This window comes from Chromobacterium paludis (assembly GCF_008275125.1).
Lineage (GTDB): Bacteria > Pseudomonadota > Gammaproteobacteria > Burkholderiales > Chromobacteriaceae > Chromobacterium > Chromobacterium paludis.
This window is the reverse complement of the sequence record NZ_CP043473.1, coordinates 2,951,711-2,966,543: the sequence shown is the minus strand read 5'-3', so window position 1 is coordinate 2,966,543 and position 14,833 is coordinate 2,951,711. Positions and strand designations below refer to the sequence as shown.

General features: G+C 60.6%; 14 protein-coding genes. 3 read left to right on the top strand and 11 right to left on the bottom strand.

Going from position 1 to position 14,833, the window contains the following annotated elements:
- Nucleotides 1-84: 84 nt before the first annotated feature.
- The 6 genes from FYK34_RS14030 to FYK34_RS14005 form a co-directional block, all read right to left on the bottom strand.
- Nucleotides 85-777 (bottom strand): KilA-N domain-containing protein, encoded by a 693-nt coding sequence (locus tag FYK34_RS14030; RefSeq protein ID WP_149297413.1) that lies wholly within the window; start codon nucleotides 775-777, stop codon nucleotides 85-87.
- The gene (locus tag FYK34_RS14025; RefSeq protein WP_149297411.1) at nucleotides 774-1,058 is read right to left on the bottom strand and encodes a helix-turn-helix domain-containing protein; all 285 of its coding nucleotides are present in this window, start codon (nucleotides 1,056-1,058) and stop codon (nucleotides 774-776) included. Before FYK34_RS14025 ends, FYK34_RS14030 begins: the two co-directional genes overlap by 4 nt.
- 121 nt (nucleotides 1,059-1,179) lie before the next feature.
- Nucleotides 1,180-2,205, bottom strand: coding sequence for an IS30 family transposase (locus tag FYK34_RS14020; RefSeq protein WP_149297409.1), 1,026 nt, complete (start codon nucleotides 2,203-2,205; stop codon nucleotides 1,180-1,182).
- Nucleotides 2,174-2,356, bottom strand: coding sequence for a helix-turn-helix transcriptional regulator (locus tag FYK34_RS21205; RefSeq protein ID WP_149297407.1), 183 nt, complete (start codon nucleotides 2,354-2,356; stop codon nucleotides 2,174-2,176). The genes FYK34_RS14020 and FYK34_RS21205 overlap by 32 nt, the downstream gene beginning before the upstream one ends.
- 655 nt (nucleotides 2,357-3,011) lie before the next feature.
- Nucleotides 3,012-4,310, bottom strand: a complete 1,299-nt coding sequence (locus FYK34_RS14010) for a tyrosine-type recombinase/integrase (protein ID WP_149297405.1) — start codon at nucleotides 4,308-4,310, stop codon at nucleotides 3,012-3,014.
- A gap of 251 nt (nucleotides 4,311-4,561) precedes the next feature.
- On the bottom strand, nucleotides 4,562-5,428 hold the full coding sequence (locus tag FYK34_RS14005) for a YicC/YloC family endoribonuclease (protein ID WP_149297403.1): 867 nt from the start codon (nucleotides 5,426-5,428) through the stop codon (nucleotides 4,562-4,564).
- 98 nt (nucleotides 5,429-5,526) lie between these two features.
- Here FYK34_RS14005 and FYK34_RS14000 point away from each other — a divergent pair, with 98 nt between their 5' ends.
- The 3 genes from FYK34_RS14000 to rph are packed head-to-tail and all read left to right on the top strand — an operon-like array spanning nucleotide 5,527 to nucleotide 8,137.
- Nucleotides 5,527-6,501, top strand: coding sequence for a serine/threonine protein kinase (locus FYK34_RS14000; protein WP_149297401.1), 975 nt, complete (start codon nucleotides 5,527-5,529; stop codon nucleotides 6,499-6,501).
- Nucleotides 6,498-7,376 (top strand): PP2C family protein-serine/threonine phosphatase, encoded by an 879-nt coding sequence (locus FYK34_RS13995; protein ID WP_149297399.1) that lies wholly within the window; start codon nucleotides 6,498-6,500, stop codon nucleotides 7,374-7,376. The genes FYK34_RS14000 and FYK34_RS13995 overlap by 4 nt, the downstream gene beginning before the upstream one ends.
- Nucleotides 7,377-7,420: 44 nt before the next feature.
- Nucleotides 7,421-8,137, top strand: a complete 717-nt coding sequence (gene rph, locus FYK34_RS13990) for a ribonuclease PH (protein WP_149297397.1) — start codon at nucleotides 7,421-7,423, stop codon at nucleotides 8,135-8,137.
- Nucleotides 8,138-8,199: 62 nt separating this feature from the next.
- Here rph and FYK34_RS13985 read toward each other — a convergent pair whose 3' ends face one another.
- The 5 genes from FYK34_RS13985 to FYK34_RS13965 all read right to left on the bottom strand — a co-directional run bounded on the left by FYK34_RS13985 (nucleotide 8,200) and on the right by FYK34_RS13965 (nucleotide 14,599).
- Nucleotides 8,200-9,018 carry a trypsin-like serine peptidase gene (locus FYK34_RS13985; RefSeq protein ID WP_149297395.1) on the bottom strand — a complete coding sequence of 273 codons (819 nt, stop codon included), beginning with the start codon at nucleotides 9,016-9,018 and terminating at the stop codon, nucleotides 8,200-8,202.
- Between the two features lie 90 nt (nucleotides 9,019-9,108).
- A complete protein-coding gene (locus FYK34_RS13980) occupies nucleotides 9,109-10,101 on the bottom strand; it encodes a hypothetical protein (RefSeq protein WP_149297393.1) in 993 nt (330 codons plus the stop codon).
- A gap of 133 nt (nucleotides 10,102-10,234) precedes the next feature.
- Entirely contained in the window at nucleotides 10,235-11,509 is a 1,275-nt protein-coding gene (gene rstB / locus FYK34_RS13975) for a two-component system sensor histidine kinase RstB (protein ID WP_149297391.1), read from the bottom strand.
- Nucleotides 11,510-11,515: 6 nt separating this feature from the next.
- Nucleotides 11,516-12,238 (bottom strand): two-component system response regulator RstA, encoded by a 723-nt coding sequence (rstA, locus tag FYK34_RS13970; RefSeq protein WP_149297389.1) that lies wholly within the window; start codon nucleotides 12,236-12,238, stop codon nucleotides 11,516-11,518.
- 195 nt (nucleotides 12,239-12,433) lie between these two features.
- Complete coding sequence (locus FYK34_RS13965) at nucleotides 12,434-14,599, bottom strand: hypothetical protein (protein WP_149297387.1); 2,166 nt, start codon at nucleotides 14,597-14,599, stop codon at nucleotides 12,434-12,436.
- Nucleotides 14,600-14,833: the final 234 nt, after the last annotated feature.

The following is a 14,833-nucleotide window of genomic DNA, read 5'->3' as shown; positions in this document are numbered from 1 at the left end:
CCTTTGTGTTCGAGAGGCTAATCCCGGCACTGATGAGCAGTGCACGGCCATTATGTCCCGCTGGGCATAGAGTGGCAAGGGGCATCATGCTGAAATCCTCCCCGCAACATCATTGGCCGGGATAGCAAGGCGCTGGCGCTGCTGATGGTAAAAGGCTGTCAGCTTGATCTTGCGCTCGTCAGACGGTACTTGCAGGGCAATCAGCCGGGTGTTTTCTGTCTCCATTAAGTCCAGCAGGCGCAGCTCGATCTTGCTCAGGCTATTGCGGTCGCGCTTTATGCGTTTACCCGTCAGTATCTGATTAATCAGCAGCGCCTCATTGCTGTAGTGGTATCTCTTCGTCTCTTTGCCTTGTGCTAGCCGGGATAAGTGCAGCATGTCGCACATGCCACGGTATCGAGAACCGGCCTCAATGCGCGCCATGGCCCACTCATCCGGCCCGGACTGGCCACGAATCAGGGCGTCTATTTGCTCATCGCACCAGACGGCGAAGTCCATATCCAGCCATTGAGCAAAGCGCACGGCCAATTTCGGATGAAGCCAGGTGCCTTGAGCGTTACCAGATTTTCCGGTATCGCCCCCGCGCTTGGTCTTGAAAAAGGGGATTTCCCCATATTTGCGCGTGAGTGCTTCCAGGTACTTTCCCGTTTCAGGCAGTGAAAGCCAGTCATTCGGGCGCTTCCCGTACCTTGCTGCCGCAGTAGTCGCACAAAACCAGCCATCAGCGGTGAACTGCATCGCCTGGCCGTTGAAATCGGCTTGAATAAGCTTGGTCATGCGGCTTCCTCCTGCGAGCACTCGCTGAGCAGGACATAGCGGGCGACACCGCTATGCTTGCGGCCACTCTCATCAGTTACGCGGATGCGCTCGGTGATGATTTGGAAGCCCCTATCGCGCAATTCTTTCACACGTGCAGCAGGCTGAAAGATGTTTAACAGGGTGCGGGCTTCAATCGTGGTGACAGGGCCATCACGTAGAGCGTAGAGCAGGCGCATGCGTTGCGCCTCTGCGGCTGTGTCTGCGACATTGGAGAACGGGAGGGTGTGAGTGATTCCCATGGCGCTCCCCTTATGCAGCCAGAGTGTTGCGCTGAGCTTCCCAGCGCTCTAGCTCTGACAAATCAAACAGGGTAACGCCACCGAATTTACGGGGCGGTTTCAAGAACCAAGTGCAACAGGGTTAATGTTTAACAGCCTGTCGTGATTCAATCACAGCGTCCAAGTGTTCAGCAAACACCTCGATCGGCATCTTGAAACCCAGCACTGCGCGAGGCCGGGTGTTGAGCCGGTGCGCTATCGCATCCAGCTCTTCCTGGCTATGAACCGACAAGTCTGTTCCCTTGGGCAAATACTCTCGGATCAAGCCGTTGGCGTTTTCATTGCTGCCACGCTGCCAGGGGCTGTGCGGATCGGCGAAGTAGACTTGAATGCCGGTCCGCGCCGTCAGCTCTTTGTGCCGGCTCATCTCTTTGCCTTGGTCGTAGGTTAGCGTTTTGCGCAAGGCGGGCTCCGGTATTCGATTCAGCATCTGAGTTAATGCCTCCAACGCAGATGCCGCGCTCGCATCCGGCATTTTGGCCAACAGCACCAGCCGGCTGCTGCGCTCCACCAGCGTTGCCACTGCCGAGCGATTGCCAGCCCCTTTGATCAAGTCCGCCTCCCAATGGCCTGGGATCAACCGATCTTCAGCCTCGGGCGGACGCTCATGAATGCTGACCATATCAGGCAGCTTGCCGCGTCTATCCTCGCCTTGACTGCGCTTGCGCCGGCCATCCTGGCCCTGGCGGAGGCAGCGAATCAGTTCTTTGCGCAGCTCGCCGCGAGGCATGGCGTAAATGGCGGCATAGATGGTTTCGTGTGACACGTGGTAGGCAGGATCTTCAGGATAATGTTCACGCAGTCTGCCCTGGATCTGTTGCGGAGACCAGCCTTGGCGCAGGAGTTCAGCCACCAGCAGGAAGGCGGCGTTGTGCGGCAGGAGCTTGCGAGAACGCCGAGGGAGGCGCTGTCGCTGCCTAGCTTGACGACCGGCGGCGGCGGCGTCGTAAGCGGTGGGATTGATCGAATTACGACGAATCTCGCGGCTGATGGAGCTGGGCGCGCGCCGCAGCAGCCTAGCGATCTGGCGGAGGCTTTGACCTTGTGCGGCCATCTGCATGATGCAGGCGCGCTCTTCAGCGCAAAGTTGTTGGTAATGTGAGGCCATGGCAACACCTTATCAGGGTGTTGCACTTGGAGTTTGAGACCGCCCGGGGATGAGGGAAGGATGGATCATTTTTGATCCAGCGGTAAACTGTAGAACGCGCAACGGTATAACGCTGAGCCACTTGTGAAGGGCGGATGTATTTAACAGTCATGGTAACTCCTAATATCTAGCGATTAAGGAGGCCACTAGTGACGTGCAGGCGTGGGGCGGCCACAATCTGGCCGGCTAAGCAAGGGGGTGATAGAGATTCCCATATTGCTTTACCGTGCGCATCATGTTAAAACGCACCCGCATACCTGCTGGTATGCGCGTTCTCCAATTTGATAAAGATCGAGGCGCAGTCACTCAGTGACGCTACAGGAAAACATGACTCAGAATCATGTTTTCCTACTGGAACATGTGAATGTTTTGGGCAGCAAAGAGCCAGCCGGCAAGCTGGCTCTTTCTGTTTATGGCCAAATCCACGCAGCAATTGTAGCAAGGCGAATTGCCTCGCACCACAAGAAGTTGTGGCGTAGCATGGCTAAATTTCTACATTTTGTACTTATTAGAACTGTATGGAACGGTATGAGTCATCCCAATACGGGATAGGATTGAGGGAGACTGTTGTAGGATGGCAACGAAAAAATGCCAGGTGATTTTTAGAAATTAGTTTTTTGATTAAAATAATTCAAATGGAATTTTGGGTCTTTTCATCGTTATTTTCTTTGTGTTAAATTCCGCCTCCTTCACAGTTGGCCCTTGCTTTATGAGCTTATTTTTTTGAATACTGGTTGCGCTTCTGCAACATTCAATATTCACGTGAGTTAACCGGTCTTTTTCCTGCCTCTGGTAATAGATGTCACATTGTAAGGCTCGCCCTTGTCCAGCGCATTGAGCAGCCCGGCCCATTTATTCAGGGCATCGCGGCGCTCGTTGAAATAGTCGTGCCGGTTGTAAATCCCTTCTACACCCTTAATCTTGTGATTTAGGCAGCGCTCAGCTACCACCGGATCAATGCCCAGCTCTGCAAGGTGAGTGCGCGCAGTGCGGCGCAGATCATGGACGGTAAAGTCCGCCACGTCCGGCATGTGCGGCTTAACCTTGCCCATTGCGGTGCCGATGGTGCCTTCATGGATGTGCGGCACCATGCGGTGCTGCATCTTGCGAGCTGGCAGCAGCCAGTCACTTCGCCCGGCCAGCTCGAAAAGTTGCTGCAGCCACTCCACTGCCAGGGCTGGCAAGGGGATGTCGATAGGCTTGCCGGTTTTGCTGCGCTCGCCTGGCAGGTGCCAGACGCCGGCCTGCAGATCAAACTCTTCTTTACGGGCGGCGCATAGCTCCATCTTGCGGACGCACAGCAGCAATAGCAGACGGATGGAGAGGTCATTTTCCACGCTGAAGCCCTTGGCCAGCCTCATGGCGGCGAACAGCTTGGCCAGTTCGTCGCGGCTCAAGGCACGGTCGCGGGCTTCTTCCTTGCCGCCCGCATCGCCCACGTCAAAGGCGCTGGCCGGGTTGATCTCGATGATGTGGCGTTTGATGGCGTAGTCGAGCATGCGCCTTATCCAGCGCAATACATCGTTGGCAATGGATGGCGCGCCGCGCTTGACGATGCTTTGCAGCATTTCGTCAATGTGGCGGGGCTTGATGTCCTCCACCTTCATCCGGCCCAGCATCGGGCCTATGTCCTTGTCGATCCGGCGCCGCACGATGTCCGGGTGCTTCCAGCGGCCCAGGATCATTCGCTCGTAATACTCGTTCGCCAGCGCCAGCATGGTGATGGCGTTCGTCTCTTCCTCGATCTTGGCTAGGGCTGCGGCCTTGCGCTCTTGCTTCTCTGCGGCCACGTCATAGCCTAGTGCCACGCGGGCAGCCAGTTCCCGGGCGGTTGCGCGGGCCTTGGCAAGGGAAAGCTCGGCATATGTTCCAATCTGAACTGTTCTCTGCTTGCCGCCGAAGCGGTAGCGATAGCGCCAGACTGGCACCTTGTCGGCCTCTCGAAAGCGCAGCCACAGGCCATTGCCATCTGATCTGCCTTCAAAGTGCTCCCCGGCATTGACCCATGCCTTTATTCTCTTGTCAGTCAGTTTCGCCGTGGTCTTATCTTCTTCCTGCTCTTTCATGTCGCGCCCCAGAATAGTGAGTATCAGCCCCAAGCCTTTGCCGCTGCTAGATCAGCAAAAATCTGAACAGCGAATAGGGGTGTGTCCCAAAGTGAGTGTCGAAAAATGCCTTGGGTACACGTTTGGGTACACGCTAATTGTGCGCTTTGATGCGACGGATTGATACAGCATGAAATGAAAAAAGCCCCGACTGGCGGGGCTTGTGGCGAATTTCGCAACCGCTATGAATCGCGATGCGACATCATGGGGCCTTACTCGATGTTCTGTATCTGCTCGCGCATCTGTTCGATCAGCACTTTGAGTTCAACGGAGGCCTGGGTGGTGTCGGTGGAGACGGATTTGGAGCCCAGGGTGTTGGCTTCGCGGTTCAGTTCCTGCATCAGGAAGTCCAGGCGCTTGCCGGATTGGCCGCCGGATTTGAGGATGCGGCGGACTTCCGTCAGGTGCGTGGTCAGGCGGGACAGCTCTTCGTCCACGTCTATCTTTTGCGCGAACAGCGCGAATTCCTGTTTCAGGCGGTCATCGTCCACGCTGCCCAGGGCTTCTTGCAGGCGGCCGGACAGCTTGGCCATGTAGTTTTCCAGGATTTGCGGCAGCTTGGGCTTGATGGCGGCGACAATGGCCTCCATGCCGTCGATGCGTTCGATCAGCACGGCCTTCAGCTTCTCGCCCTCGCGCGCCCGCGAGGCATTGAAGTCGGCCAGCGCGGTTTGCAGCGCATCCAGGCATAGCTGGTGCAGCACCTCGGGCGCCAGCTCGTTGCTTTTCAGCACGCCGGGCCAGCGCATCAGCTCGCCCACGGACAGGCCGTGGCTGCTGCCGCACTGTTGCTGCACTTCGCGCGAGACTTCCATCAGGCGGCCGAGAAAGGCCTGGTTCAGCTCCAGCGTCGGCGCGGTGCTGTCCAATTGGTTGAGGCCGACGCGGCATTCCAATTTGCCGCGGGTGACGCGGGCGGCGATTTGTTCGCGCAGCTGCGGTTCGATGATGCGCAACTCTTCGGGCAGACGCATCTGCACGTCGAGGTAGCGGTGATTGACGGCGCGAACCTCAAGGCTCAACATGCCCCCTGGGAATTCCCGGGTGGCGGCGGCAAAGCCAGTCATGCTCAAGATCATGCGGGGCTCCTGTAATGGATGGATTTCCAGATGTTGGGCCCGAATTGCTTTGCTAAGCTCAATTCAGGGCCTGCGGACACTATATCAATAGCCATTCGATGACTCAATCCAGCAAGCAAACCCCTTTGCCGGCAGGCAGCCGCCTGGCCGAGTACACCATCGTGCGCCAACTGTCAGTCGGCGGCTTCAGCGTGGTCTATCTGGCGCTGGACGATGAGGACCGCAAATTCGCCATCAAGGAATACCTGCCGCGCAACCTGGCCGAGCGCAACGCGGAGGGTGAGATCACCGTTCCGCAGGAGCTGGACCGCGATGCCTTCAACCTGGGCTTGAAGTGTTTCTTCGAAGAGGGCCGGGTGCTATCCGGCATCTCGCATCCCACCGTGGTTCGGGTGTGCAATTTCTTCCGAGCCAATCACACCGTGTACATGGTGATGGAGTATACGGATGGCCGCTCCCTGGGCCGGGAGCTGGAGCTGGCTGGCGGGCGGATGCAGGAGCGGCAGATCCGCAAGTGGTTCGCCGCGCTGCTGTCCGGCCTGCGCGAAGTGCATAGCCAGCGTTTGCTGCATCTGGACATCAAGCCGGCCAATATCTATCTGCGGCGCAATGGCGTCCCCCTGTTGCTGGACTTCGGCGCTGCGCGGCAAACGCTGACGCGCAACGCCAAGCATTTCGCCGCGATGTACACCCCGGGTTTTGCCGCGCCGGAGCAATATGAAAAAGACCAGCCGCTGGGGCCGTGGACCGACATCTACGCCATCGGCGCCTGTCTCTATGTCTGCATGGGCGGGGACACGCCGCAGGCGGCCAAGGAGCGCGCCGTCAACGATAAACTGACGCCGGCCGGCCGGGCCTTCCGCCATCTGTATTCGCGCGAACTGATCGAACTGTGCGACCGCTGCCTGGCCCTGGCTCCCAATGACCGGCCCGCGACGGTGCTGGAGGTGCAGAAATGTTTGCAGCAGACTGACTATAGCGATCCCGAGCCCGCGCTGACGGGAGAGGGGAATCGATTGGTCGGCTGGATCCGGGGGTTGACCGGCGGCCGGCATGGAAAGGGAACGGAATGAAGCTGTCGATTTTCCAGGAGAGCCGCATCGGCGGACGCAGCTATAACCAGGATCGGCTGGCCATCGCCTATACGCGGGAGTCGGTGTTGCTGGTGGCGGCGGACGGCATGGGCGGCCACATGCGCGGCGAGGTGGCGGCGCAGATCACGGTGGATCTGCTCAGCGAGCTGTTCTATCAACAGGCGGCGCCCACGCTGACGCATCCCAACCGCTTCCTGGTGAACGCGATCAGTTCCGTGCATCAGGTGATTCTGGAATACGCGGCGGATCATCGCCTGCCGGATGTGCCCAGCACCACGGTGGTGGCGGCGGTGTTGCAGCAGGGACAGCTGTACTGGTGCCACGTGGGAGATTCCCGCCTGTATCTGATCGACCAGAAAGGCATGCGCTTGCGCTCGCGCGACCATTCCCAGGTGCAGCGGCTGATTGACCAGGGCGTGCTGAGCGAGGAGGCGGCCAAGACTCATCCCGACCGCAACAAGATTTATAACTGCCTGGGCGCGTCCAGCGATCCCAATATCGATATCGGCGAGCGTCAGCCCATCGGTCCCGGGTGTTCCGTGCTGCTGTGCACCGACGGTTTGTGGTCGCAGATTCAGGACGCCGAGCTGGAGCGGGTGTTTGCCGGCCGCAACGTCAATCAGGTGTTGCCGGCGCTGATCAATGTGGCGGAGCGCCGCGCGGGCATGGGCGGCGACAATCTGTCGGCGATTGCCGTGACCGTGCTGGATGACGATGTGGAGCTGGGCTTGCGTGAGGATGTGCTCGACACGCTGAAAAATCAGCCGCGGCTGGGCGGCCGGATGATTCTGGAATCCAATCTCGAAACCATGCATCAGGAAATCCTGGCCAGCCAGGTGGGCAAGGGTGGTTGAGCGGTTATAATCGCAGCCATTCGACCTTAACGATGGATCCATACATGCGCCCCTCTCAACGCTCCGCCGACGCGATGCGCGTCGTCACGCTGACTCGCTCCTATACCAAGCATGCCGAAGGCTCGGTGCTGGTGGAGTTTGGCGATACCAAGGTGATCTGCACCGCCAGCGTGGAGGAGACGGTGCCATCCTTCCTCAAGGGCAAGGGCCAGGGCTGGGTGACGGCGGAATACGGCATGTTGCCGCGCTCCACCGGCAGCCGCATGCGCCGTGAGTCCGCCGCCGGCAAGCAGTCCGGCCGCACGCAAGAGATTCAGCGCCTGATCGGCCGTTCGCTGCGCGCGGTAATCGACCTGGCCAAGCTGGGCGAGCGCCAGATCGTCATCGACTGCGACGTGATCCAGGCCGACGGCGGCACGCGCACCGCCAGCATTACCGGCGCCTACGTGGCGCTGGCCGACGCGATCCAGGGCTTGCTGGCTGCCGGCAAGCTGGCCGTCAATCCGCTGCGCGACCAGGTGGCGGCGGTGTCGGTGGGCGTCTACCAGGGGCAGCCGGTGCTGGATCTGGACTACCTGGAAGATTCCGACTGCGAAACCGATATGAACGTGGTGATGACCGGCGGCGGCCGCTTCGTCGAGGTGCAGGGCACGGCGGAGGGCGAGCCGTTCAGCGAGGCGGAGATGACGGCGATGTTGGCGCTGGCGCGCAAGGGCATCGCCGAGCTGCTGGCGGCGCAGCGCGAGGCGCTGGCCGATTAAGCGGGTTGGTGTCCGGCAACCGAAACAACGCCCTGTCGATGGCTGTCGGCAGGGCGGTTTTTTTATCGGGATTCCGCCGCTTTGGCGCGTTGGATGAAGTCGCGCAGGGCTTGGCTGAACATGGGCGCGGAGACGCTGAGATTGTCTTCGCGCTGGCGTCGCGACGCGGGCGGCGCAGAGCTCTGCACCGCGAGGATGCTGGCCTGTCCCTTGGCGTCGAAGACGAAAATCGGCGAGCCGCTATTGCCTTCCAATGAGTCGCAGCGATGGGTCAAGCGGCCATCGCGCTTCAGCTCGGTGGCTTTGCAATCCTTGTGGACGCGCAAGTGGCGCTGGTCGTCCACCGGATAGCCGCCCAGGGTAACGGTCCATTTTTTTTCGTTCAGCAGCTGCTTCAGCTGCTTGCTGTTGCCTGAAAACACGGGGATATAGCCTTGCTGCTTGCCCAGCGGCGTTTTCAGGCGCACAAAGGCGAAATCGCGCGGGCCGATGTCGGGCGGGATGTAGATGCCGTCCTTGCGGCGGAGCAGCCCCTTGAGAAAGGCGCGGTCCACATAAACCTCGGCGATCTGGCTGCGGTCTTCATACTCATTGCCCCACAGACCGACGGTAAAGCTGATGGCTTTATCCATTTTGCCTTGGTCGTTCAGGAAGCAATGCCCCGCGGTCAGCACCACATTAGGCGACACCAGGGTGCCGGTGCAGATATTGCGCGAGCGGGTTTGCAATTGGCCGACGGCCTGCCAGGGCAAATGGTCGGGCTGCACCAGCACGCGGTCATCCTTGCCGAAGAACAGGATCTTGTGTTCGCGGCTCAAGGGCGCGGCATGGGTGAGGGCGGGAAGCAGCGAGAGGCAAAGCGCGAGGCGAGGCAGTTTCATGAGGGAGCACCTGAAATGACAACGGGGCGCAAGGCGCCCCGTTCGATGATGCAACGCCGCTAGCCAAAAGCCGCGGCGCCGTTGCCTGAATTACTTGGCAGCGGAAGCGGCGGCCTTCTTGGCAGCGTGGTGCTTCTTGGCGTGGTGCTTGTGAGCCTTCTTGGCAACCGGAGCGGAAGCGTCGGCCTTAGCGGCTTGAGCCTTGGAAGCGGCGGCCTTCTTGGCTACGTGCTTGTGAGCCTTCTTGGCCTTCGGAGCGGAAGCGTCGGCCTTGGCGGCTTGAGCCTTGGAAGCTTCAGCCTTCTTGGCGGCGTGGTGCTTCTTGGCGTGGTGCTTGTGAGCCTTCTTGGCAACCGGAGCGGAAGCTTCGGCCTTGGCAGCTTGAGCCTTGGAAGCGGCGGCCTTCTTGGCTACGTGCTTGTGAGCCTTCTTGGCCTTCGGAGCGGAAGCGTCGGCCTTGGCGGCTTGAGCCTTGGAAGCTTCAGCCTTCTTGGCGGCGTGGTGCTTCTTGGCGTGGTGCTTGTGAGCCTTCTTGGCAACCGGAGCGGAAGCGTCAGCCTTGGCAGCTTGAGCCTTGGAAGCGGCGGCCTTCTTGGCTACGTGCTTGTGAGCCTTCTTGGCCTTCGGAGCGGAAGCGTCGGCCTTGGCGGCTTGAGCCTTGGAAGCTTCAGCCTTCTTGGCGGCGTGGTGCTTCTTGGCGTGGTGCTTGTGAGCCTTCTTGGCAACCGGAGCGGAAGCGTCGGCCTTGGCAGCTTGAGCCTTGGAAGCGGCGGCCTTCTTGGCTACGTGCTTGTGAGCCTTCTTGGCCTTCGGAGCGGAAGCGTCGGCCTTGGCGGCTTGAGCCTTGGACGCTTCTACTTTCTTGGCAGCGTGCTTCTTGGCGTGGTGCTTGTGAGCCTTCTTGGCAACCGGAGCGGAAGCTTCGGCCTTAGCGGCTTGAGCCTTGGAAGCTACTTTCTTCTTTTCAACTTTCTTGGCCTTGTGGATGGCCGGAGCGGAAGTGGCAGCCTTTTCAGCGGCGAAGCCGTTGGCGGAGGCCAGGCCGAAAGCAGCGGTCAGGGCGAGCAGAGCCAGCTTTTTCATTTGTGAAACTCCTAAGTTTCTTTGGATTGGGTTGAAACGGACATGAAATAGTCCTAATTCAGGGCGTGATGCTAGCCGTGGCAAGCCTAAAGCGTCTAGAAGAGGCATGTATCTCAATGTTACGGAATGTACATCAGGCCATCGGCCAACGAAGTTCGAAGCGCGCGCCGCCCATCGGAGAGGTTTCCACCTTGATGCTGCCGCGGTGGGCGCGGGCGATGCCGGCGACGATGGCCAGGCCCAGGCCGTGGCCGCCGGTCTTGCGGCCGCGGCTCTCATCCAGCCGCACGAAGGGGTCGAACACGCGGTCGCGGTCCTGTTCCGGAATGCCGGGGCCGTCGTCGTCGACGATGAGGCAGTACTGCTGCTTGTCGATCAGGACGTGGGTGGCGACCACGGAGTGAGCGTGACGGCGCGCGTTGGACAGCAGATTGTCCAGCGCGCGCGTGATCAGGTGCTCGTCGGCGGTGATGGCCAGCGCGTCGCCGCTGGGTTCTATCCAATGGATTTCCTGGGCCAGCGCGGCTTGGCCGGCGATGCGCTCGCGGGCCCAGGGCAGCGCGTTGAAGCTGGTGGGGTTCAGCGGCGCCTCCGGCCGGTCCAGCTTGGCGTGGAACAGCAGCTCTTCCACCAGCTTGTCGATGGCGTTGAGGTCGCGCTCTATGGCCTGGCGTTCCGGCGTGTCCTCATCGCCTTCCAGCAACGCCAGGCGGTAGCGCAGCCGCGCCAGCGGCGTGCGCAGCTCGTGCGCCACGGCATTGGTCAGGGTGCGCTTGCTGTTGAGCAGCGCGGCGATATTGTCGGCCATGTGGTTGAAGGCGATGCCCAGGTGCTGCACGCCGGAATGCGGCGGTAAGTCCACGCGCGCGCTCAGGTCGCCGTTGGCCAGGCGGCCGGAGGCTTTTTCCAGGGCCACCAGGTCGCGCCAGTGCGGCCGCATCCACAGGAAAACCGGAATCGCCAGCGACAGGCCCAAGAGGCCGAGCAAGGCGTAGTCGAACCACTTGAGCCGGTGCAGGAAGAACAGGTAGCGCAGCGGACCGGCCACCAGCAGGTAGTTGCTGTCCTGCAGCTTTTGCAGGAACAGGTATTTGTCCTCCAGCATGACGATCTCGCCGCGGTCCAGCGCCTTGCGCGAATCGTCATCCAGGATGTAGTTGCTCATCTTCTCGACTTTGACGCGGAAGGTGAAGCCGTAGTCGGAATTGGCCAGCGTTTCGCTCCAACGGTCTTCCGGCACGCCGCGCAGGTCGGCTTCGATCAGCGACAGCGTGGTGCGCAGCAGGTCGGCCAGATAGCGTTCGCCCACATCGTCCACGGCCTGCTTGTAGACCACGCCCACCAGGATGACCGCCACCAGGAAGCAGGACATCAGCAGCAGGTAAAACTGGATGAACAGGCGGCGCATGCGCGCTTACTCCCAGCCGGAAAGCGAGAACAGATAGCCGCGGTTGCGCACCGTCTTGATGCGGAACGGCTCGCTGGGGTTGTCGCCCAGTTTCTTGCGCAGCCGCGAGATGGCCACGTCTATGCTGCGGTCCAGGCCGTCGTAACTGACGCCGCGCATTTCCTTGAGCAGAATGTCGCGGTTCAGTGTTTCGCCGGCATGGCTGGCCAGCAGCCACAGCAGGTCGAAGTCCGAGGTGGAGAGCGGGATTTTCTCGCCGGCCAGCACCACGTCGCGGCTGACCGGGTCGATGGACAACTGGCCGAACACCACCTTGCGCGAGGATGGCTTGCCCGCCTGCGCGGCATCGGCCGCCGGCTGGGCCGGGCGCAGATGGCGAAGCTGGGCGCGCAAGCGCGCCACCAGCACCGAAGGCTGGGTGGTTTTCAGGATGTAGTCGTTGGCGCCCAGCTCCAGGCCCAGTATCTGGTTCATGTCGCTGTCCAAGGAGGTCAGCATGATGATGGGGCCGTCGAACTTGGGCCGCAACTCGCGGCAGATGGACAGGCCGTCCTTGCCCGGCAGCATGATGTCCAGCAAGACCATGTCCGGCTTTTCGCGGGCGATGGTGTCAAGCGCGGCGTCGCCGCGGGGTTCGACCACGACTTCCATTTCGTGGCGAGACAGGAATTCGCTGATCAGGCCGGCGAGGTCTGCGTCGTCCTCGACAAATACGATGCGATGGGTCATGCGTGCGTCCATACCTGGGATTGAGTCAATTGCCGGCAAGTATCTCGCGGTGCGCGCCCAGGCTCAAGTGCGGCGACGCCGCGCCTGGATGGCGCGTGCGGTCTCGCCGCGGCGGGGCGTTGGCCGCCGCCGCTGCCGGCGGCAGAATGAAAACACCCTCCCGCAGGGGAGGGTGGCTGGGACGGGGCGGCGCGCTCAGTGCTTGTGGCGCGCGTAGCGGTTCAGCGACACCACGCGGGTCTTGCCGATGCGGTGGCGGTAGATCTCGCGCAGATAGCACACGGCCTTCTGCACATGCTCGCGCGTCAGCCGGATGTCGTTGATGGAGACGAACTTCTTGTTGTCGCGGATCAGCTCGCGGTACTTCTTCTCGTACATCGGCTTGATGGCGAACCAGTTGGTGTCCAGGATCTTGGCCGGATTCTCGTATTCGTTGAGCAGCTTTTCCAGCATGGTCTCGTCGAAGTGTTCCGAGGTGATCAGTTCCAGGATCACGTTGTCCAGGCTGTCGTCGAAGCGATGGTTGCCATGGGCGAAGCAGCGCTTGATATAGGCCACGATCAGGGTCAGGAAATCGTCGCTGAGGCAGGGGCTCTTGGCCACCAGGGTAGTCAGCGACAGATTGGTGGACGCGCCTATCACCAGCGCGTAGCGCTTCAGCGTGGTGCTGGGGAACAGGTCGTTCAGATGGCGCTTCAGCCGGTTCAGGTCCAGGTAGGACAGCTTGTAACCCTTGGGCAGCGACAGGATGGCCACCACCGAGGAGCAGTTCTGGAAGAAGAAAAGTTGATTGAGCTTTTCCGCCGCGTAGCCGGACTGCTTGTATTCTTCCAGCGCCGCGCGGTAGCTCTCGCATTCGATGGGCAACAGGCTGATGCCTTCTATCGCCTGGGTTTGCTGGTTGAAGTGCGGCAGGTCGATGGAGCGGTAGAACAGGTCGTCGATGTCGAGCTTGTTGACGAAGCCGTCCGAGCCCAGCGGGTCCGATACCACCGATTCGGCGTAGGCCACGGCCACCGGGCCGGCCAGGCTCATGAACAGGTCGTTGGCGTCTAGCCGTATCGTCTCGCCCATGTCTATGCCGGCGCGCAGGAAGTAGTTTTCGTCGTAGTCGCTGGTGACGGCCTGGGCGGTCAGGATGTTGAAGATCTGCTGCGAGATGTACTGGTTGGCGTGACGCTCCATGGCGTTGACGTCCAGGTGCTCGATATTGCCGCCTTCGCTTTCCTCGGCGTAGCGCATGATGTCGTTGGAGATCAGCATCATGGCGTTCCACGGCCGGATGCGGCGCATCACGCTTTCGGCGCCGGCTTCTTCATTGACGAAGTTGTAGGAGAAGTCCCACTCCTCGGCCAGGTATTTGCACAGCAGGCGGCCGGCGTTGATGTGCAGCGCCTCGGAGCCCTCGGCATGCTGGCCCGAGATATTGGGCAGGATGCAGATGCCGCTGGTGAAGATGGGTTCGAACACGAAGCCGTAGTCGTCGGCCTGGCCGCCCTTATCCTCGCCGCGCGTCTCGAAGGTTTTGCTCATATACGCGTACTGCTGGGCCAGGCCGAATTCCGAGGCCATGCCGGAGCCGGTGCCGCCGCCGGCGCTGAAAATGTAGAAATATAGCCTGGACTGGTTGGCCTTGATGCCGCAGGAGTCCACCAGATAGGAGTGGATCAGCGCCCATTCCGGATCGGAGAAGCTGACCGTGTCCTTGTTCAGGATGATCTTGGCCAGATACTGGCCCAGGATCGGCGCGTTGCCGGCGCCGCCGGCGTGGACCTCGGCCAGGTCCATGATCTTCATTTTGTTGTAATTGCTGAAGAAGTCGCCCTGCTCGCCGCGGCGCGAGAAACGGATGCGTCCCTTGATGTCCTTGTCCAGATCGCCCAGCATCACCATGGGCTCGATCAGGAAGGCCGGCTTGGCGCTCTTGTGCTGGGCCAGCAGGTTGCGGTTCAGCCATTTGCGCGGGCGGCGCGTTTCCTGCTCCGGCGCGGCTTTTTCCTCGGCGGAAAATTCATTGAGGTAGAACTTGCGCGCGTTATAGACCAGGGTGGCCACGTCCAGCGCGATATTGGAGCCGCAGCGGCCCAGGCCGATCAGGCAGACCGATGGAAACGGACGTTCGACCACGTTGTCCTGGCCGTCTTCGCCATCGCGGGCGAAGGCCATGCCGCGCAGCGTGTCCAGGTGCTGCAGGATGCGGTTGGTGTCGTGCTCGATGAAATACTGCAGCAGGCCGGGCTGAACCCGTTCATTCAGTTGCAGCAGATTGCGGGGAGATGCCGGCTGGGGCAGGCTGGCTAGGAGTTCGTCGTCGCTGGCCGGGTGATTCGAGGATTGGTCGTACATAGATTGCATGATCATCCATTCTCTATTTCAGGGTGGACCCATTGCCGGGCCAGGATGACTGCCCGGCCCCGTTTCCTGTTGCAGCAGCAATTGTTTTTGGTGTTATTTACATCCCATTGTCAGGGGCAAATGGCATTTTGACCACAAAATTCTGCAAGAGCTGTGACTGGGATATGACAGGTGCGGCGTAGCCGCCGCAGGCGGGACGGGGGCGGAAATGCAAAACGCCGTCCCAAGGGACGGCGTGCG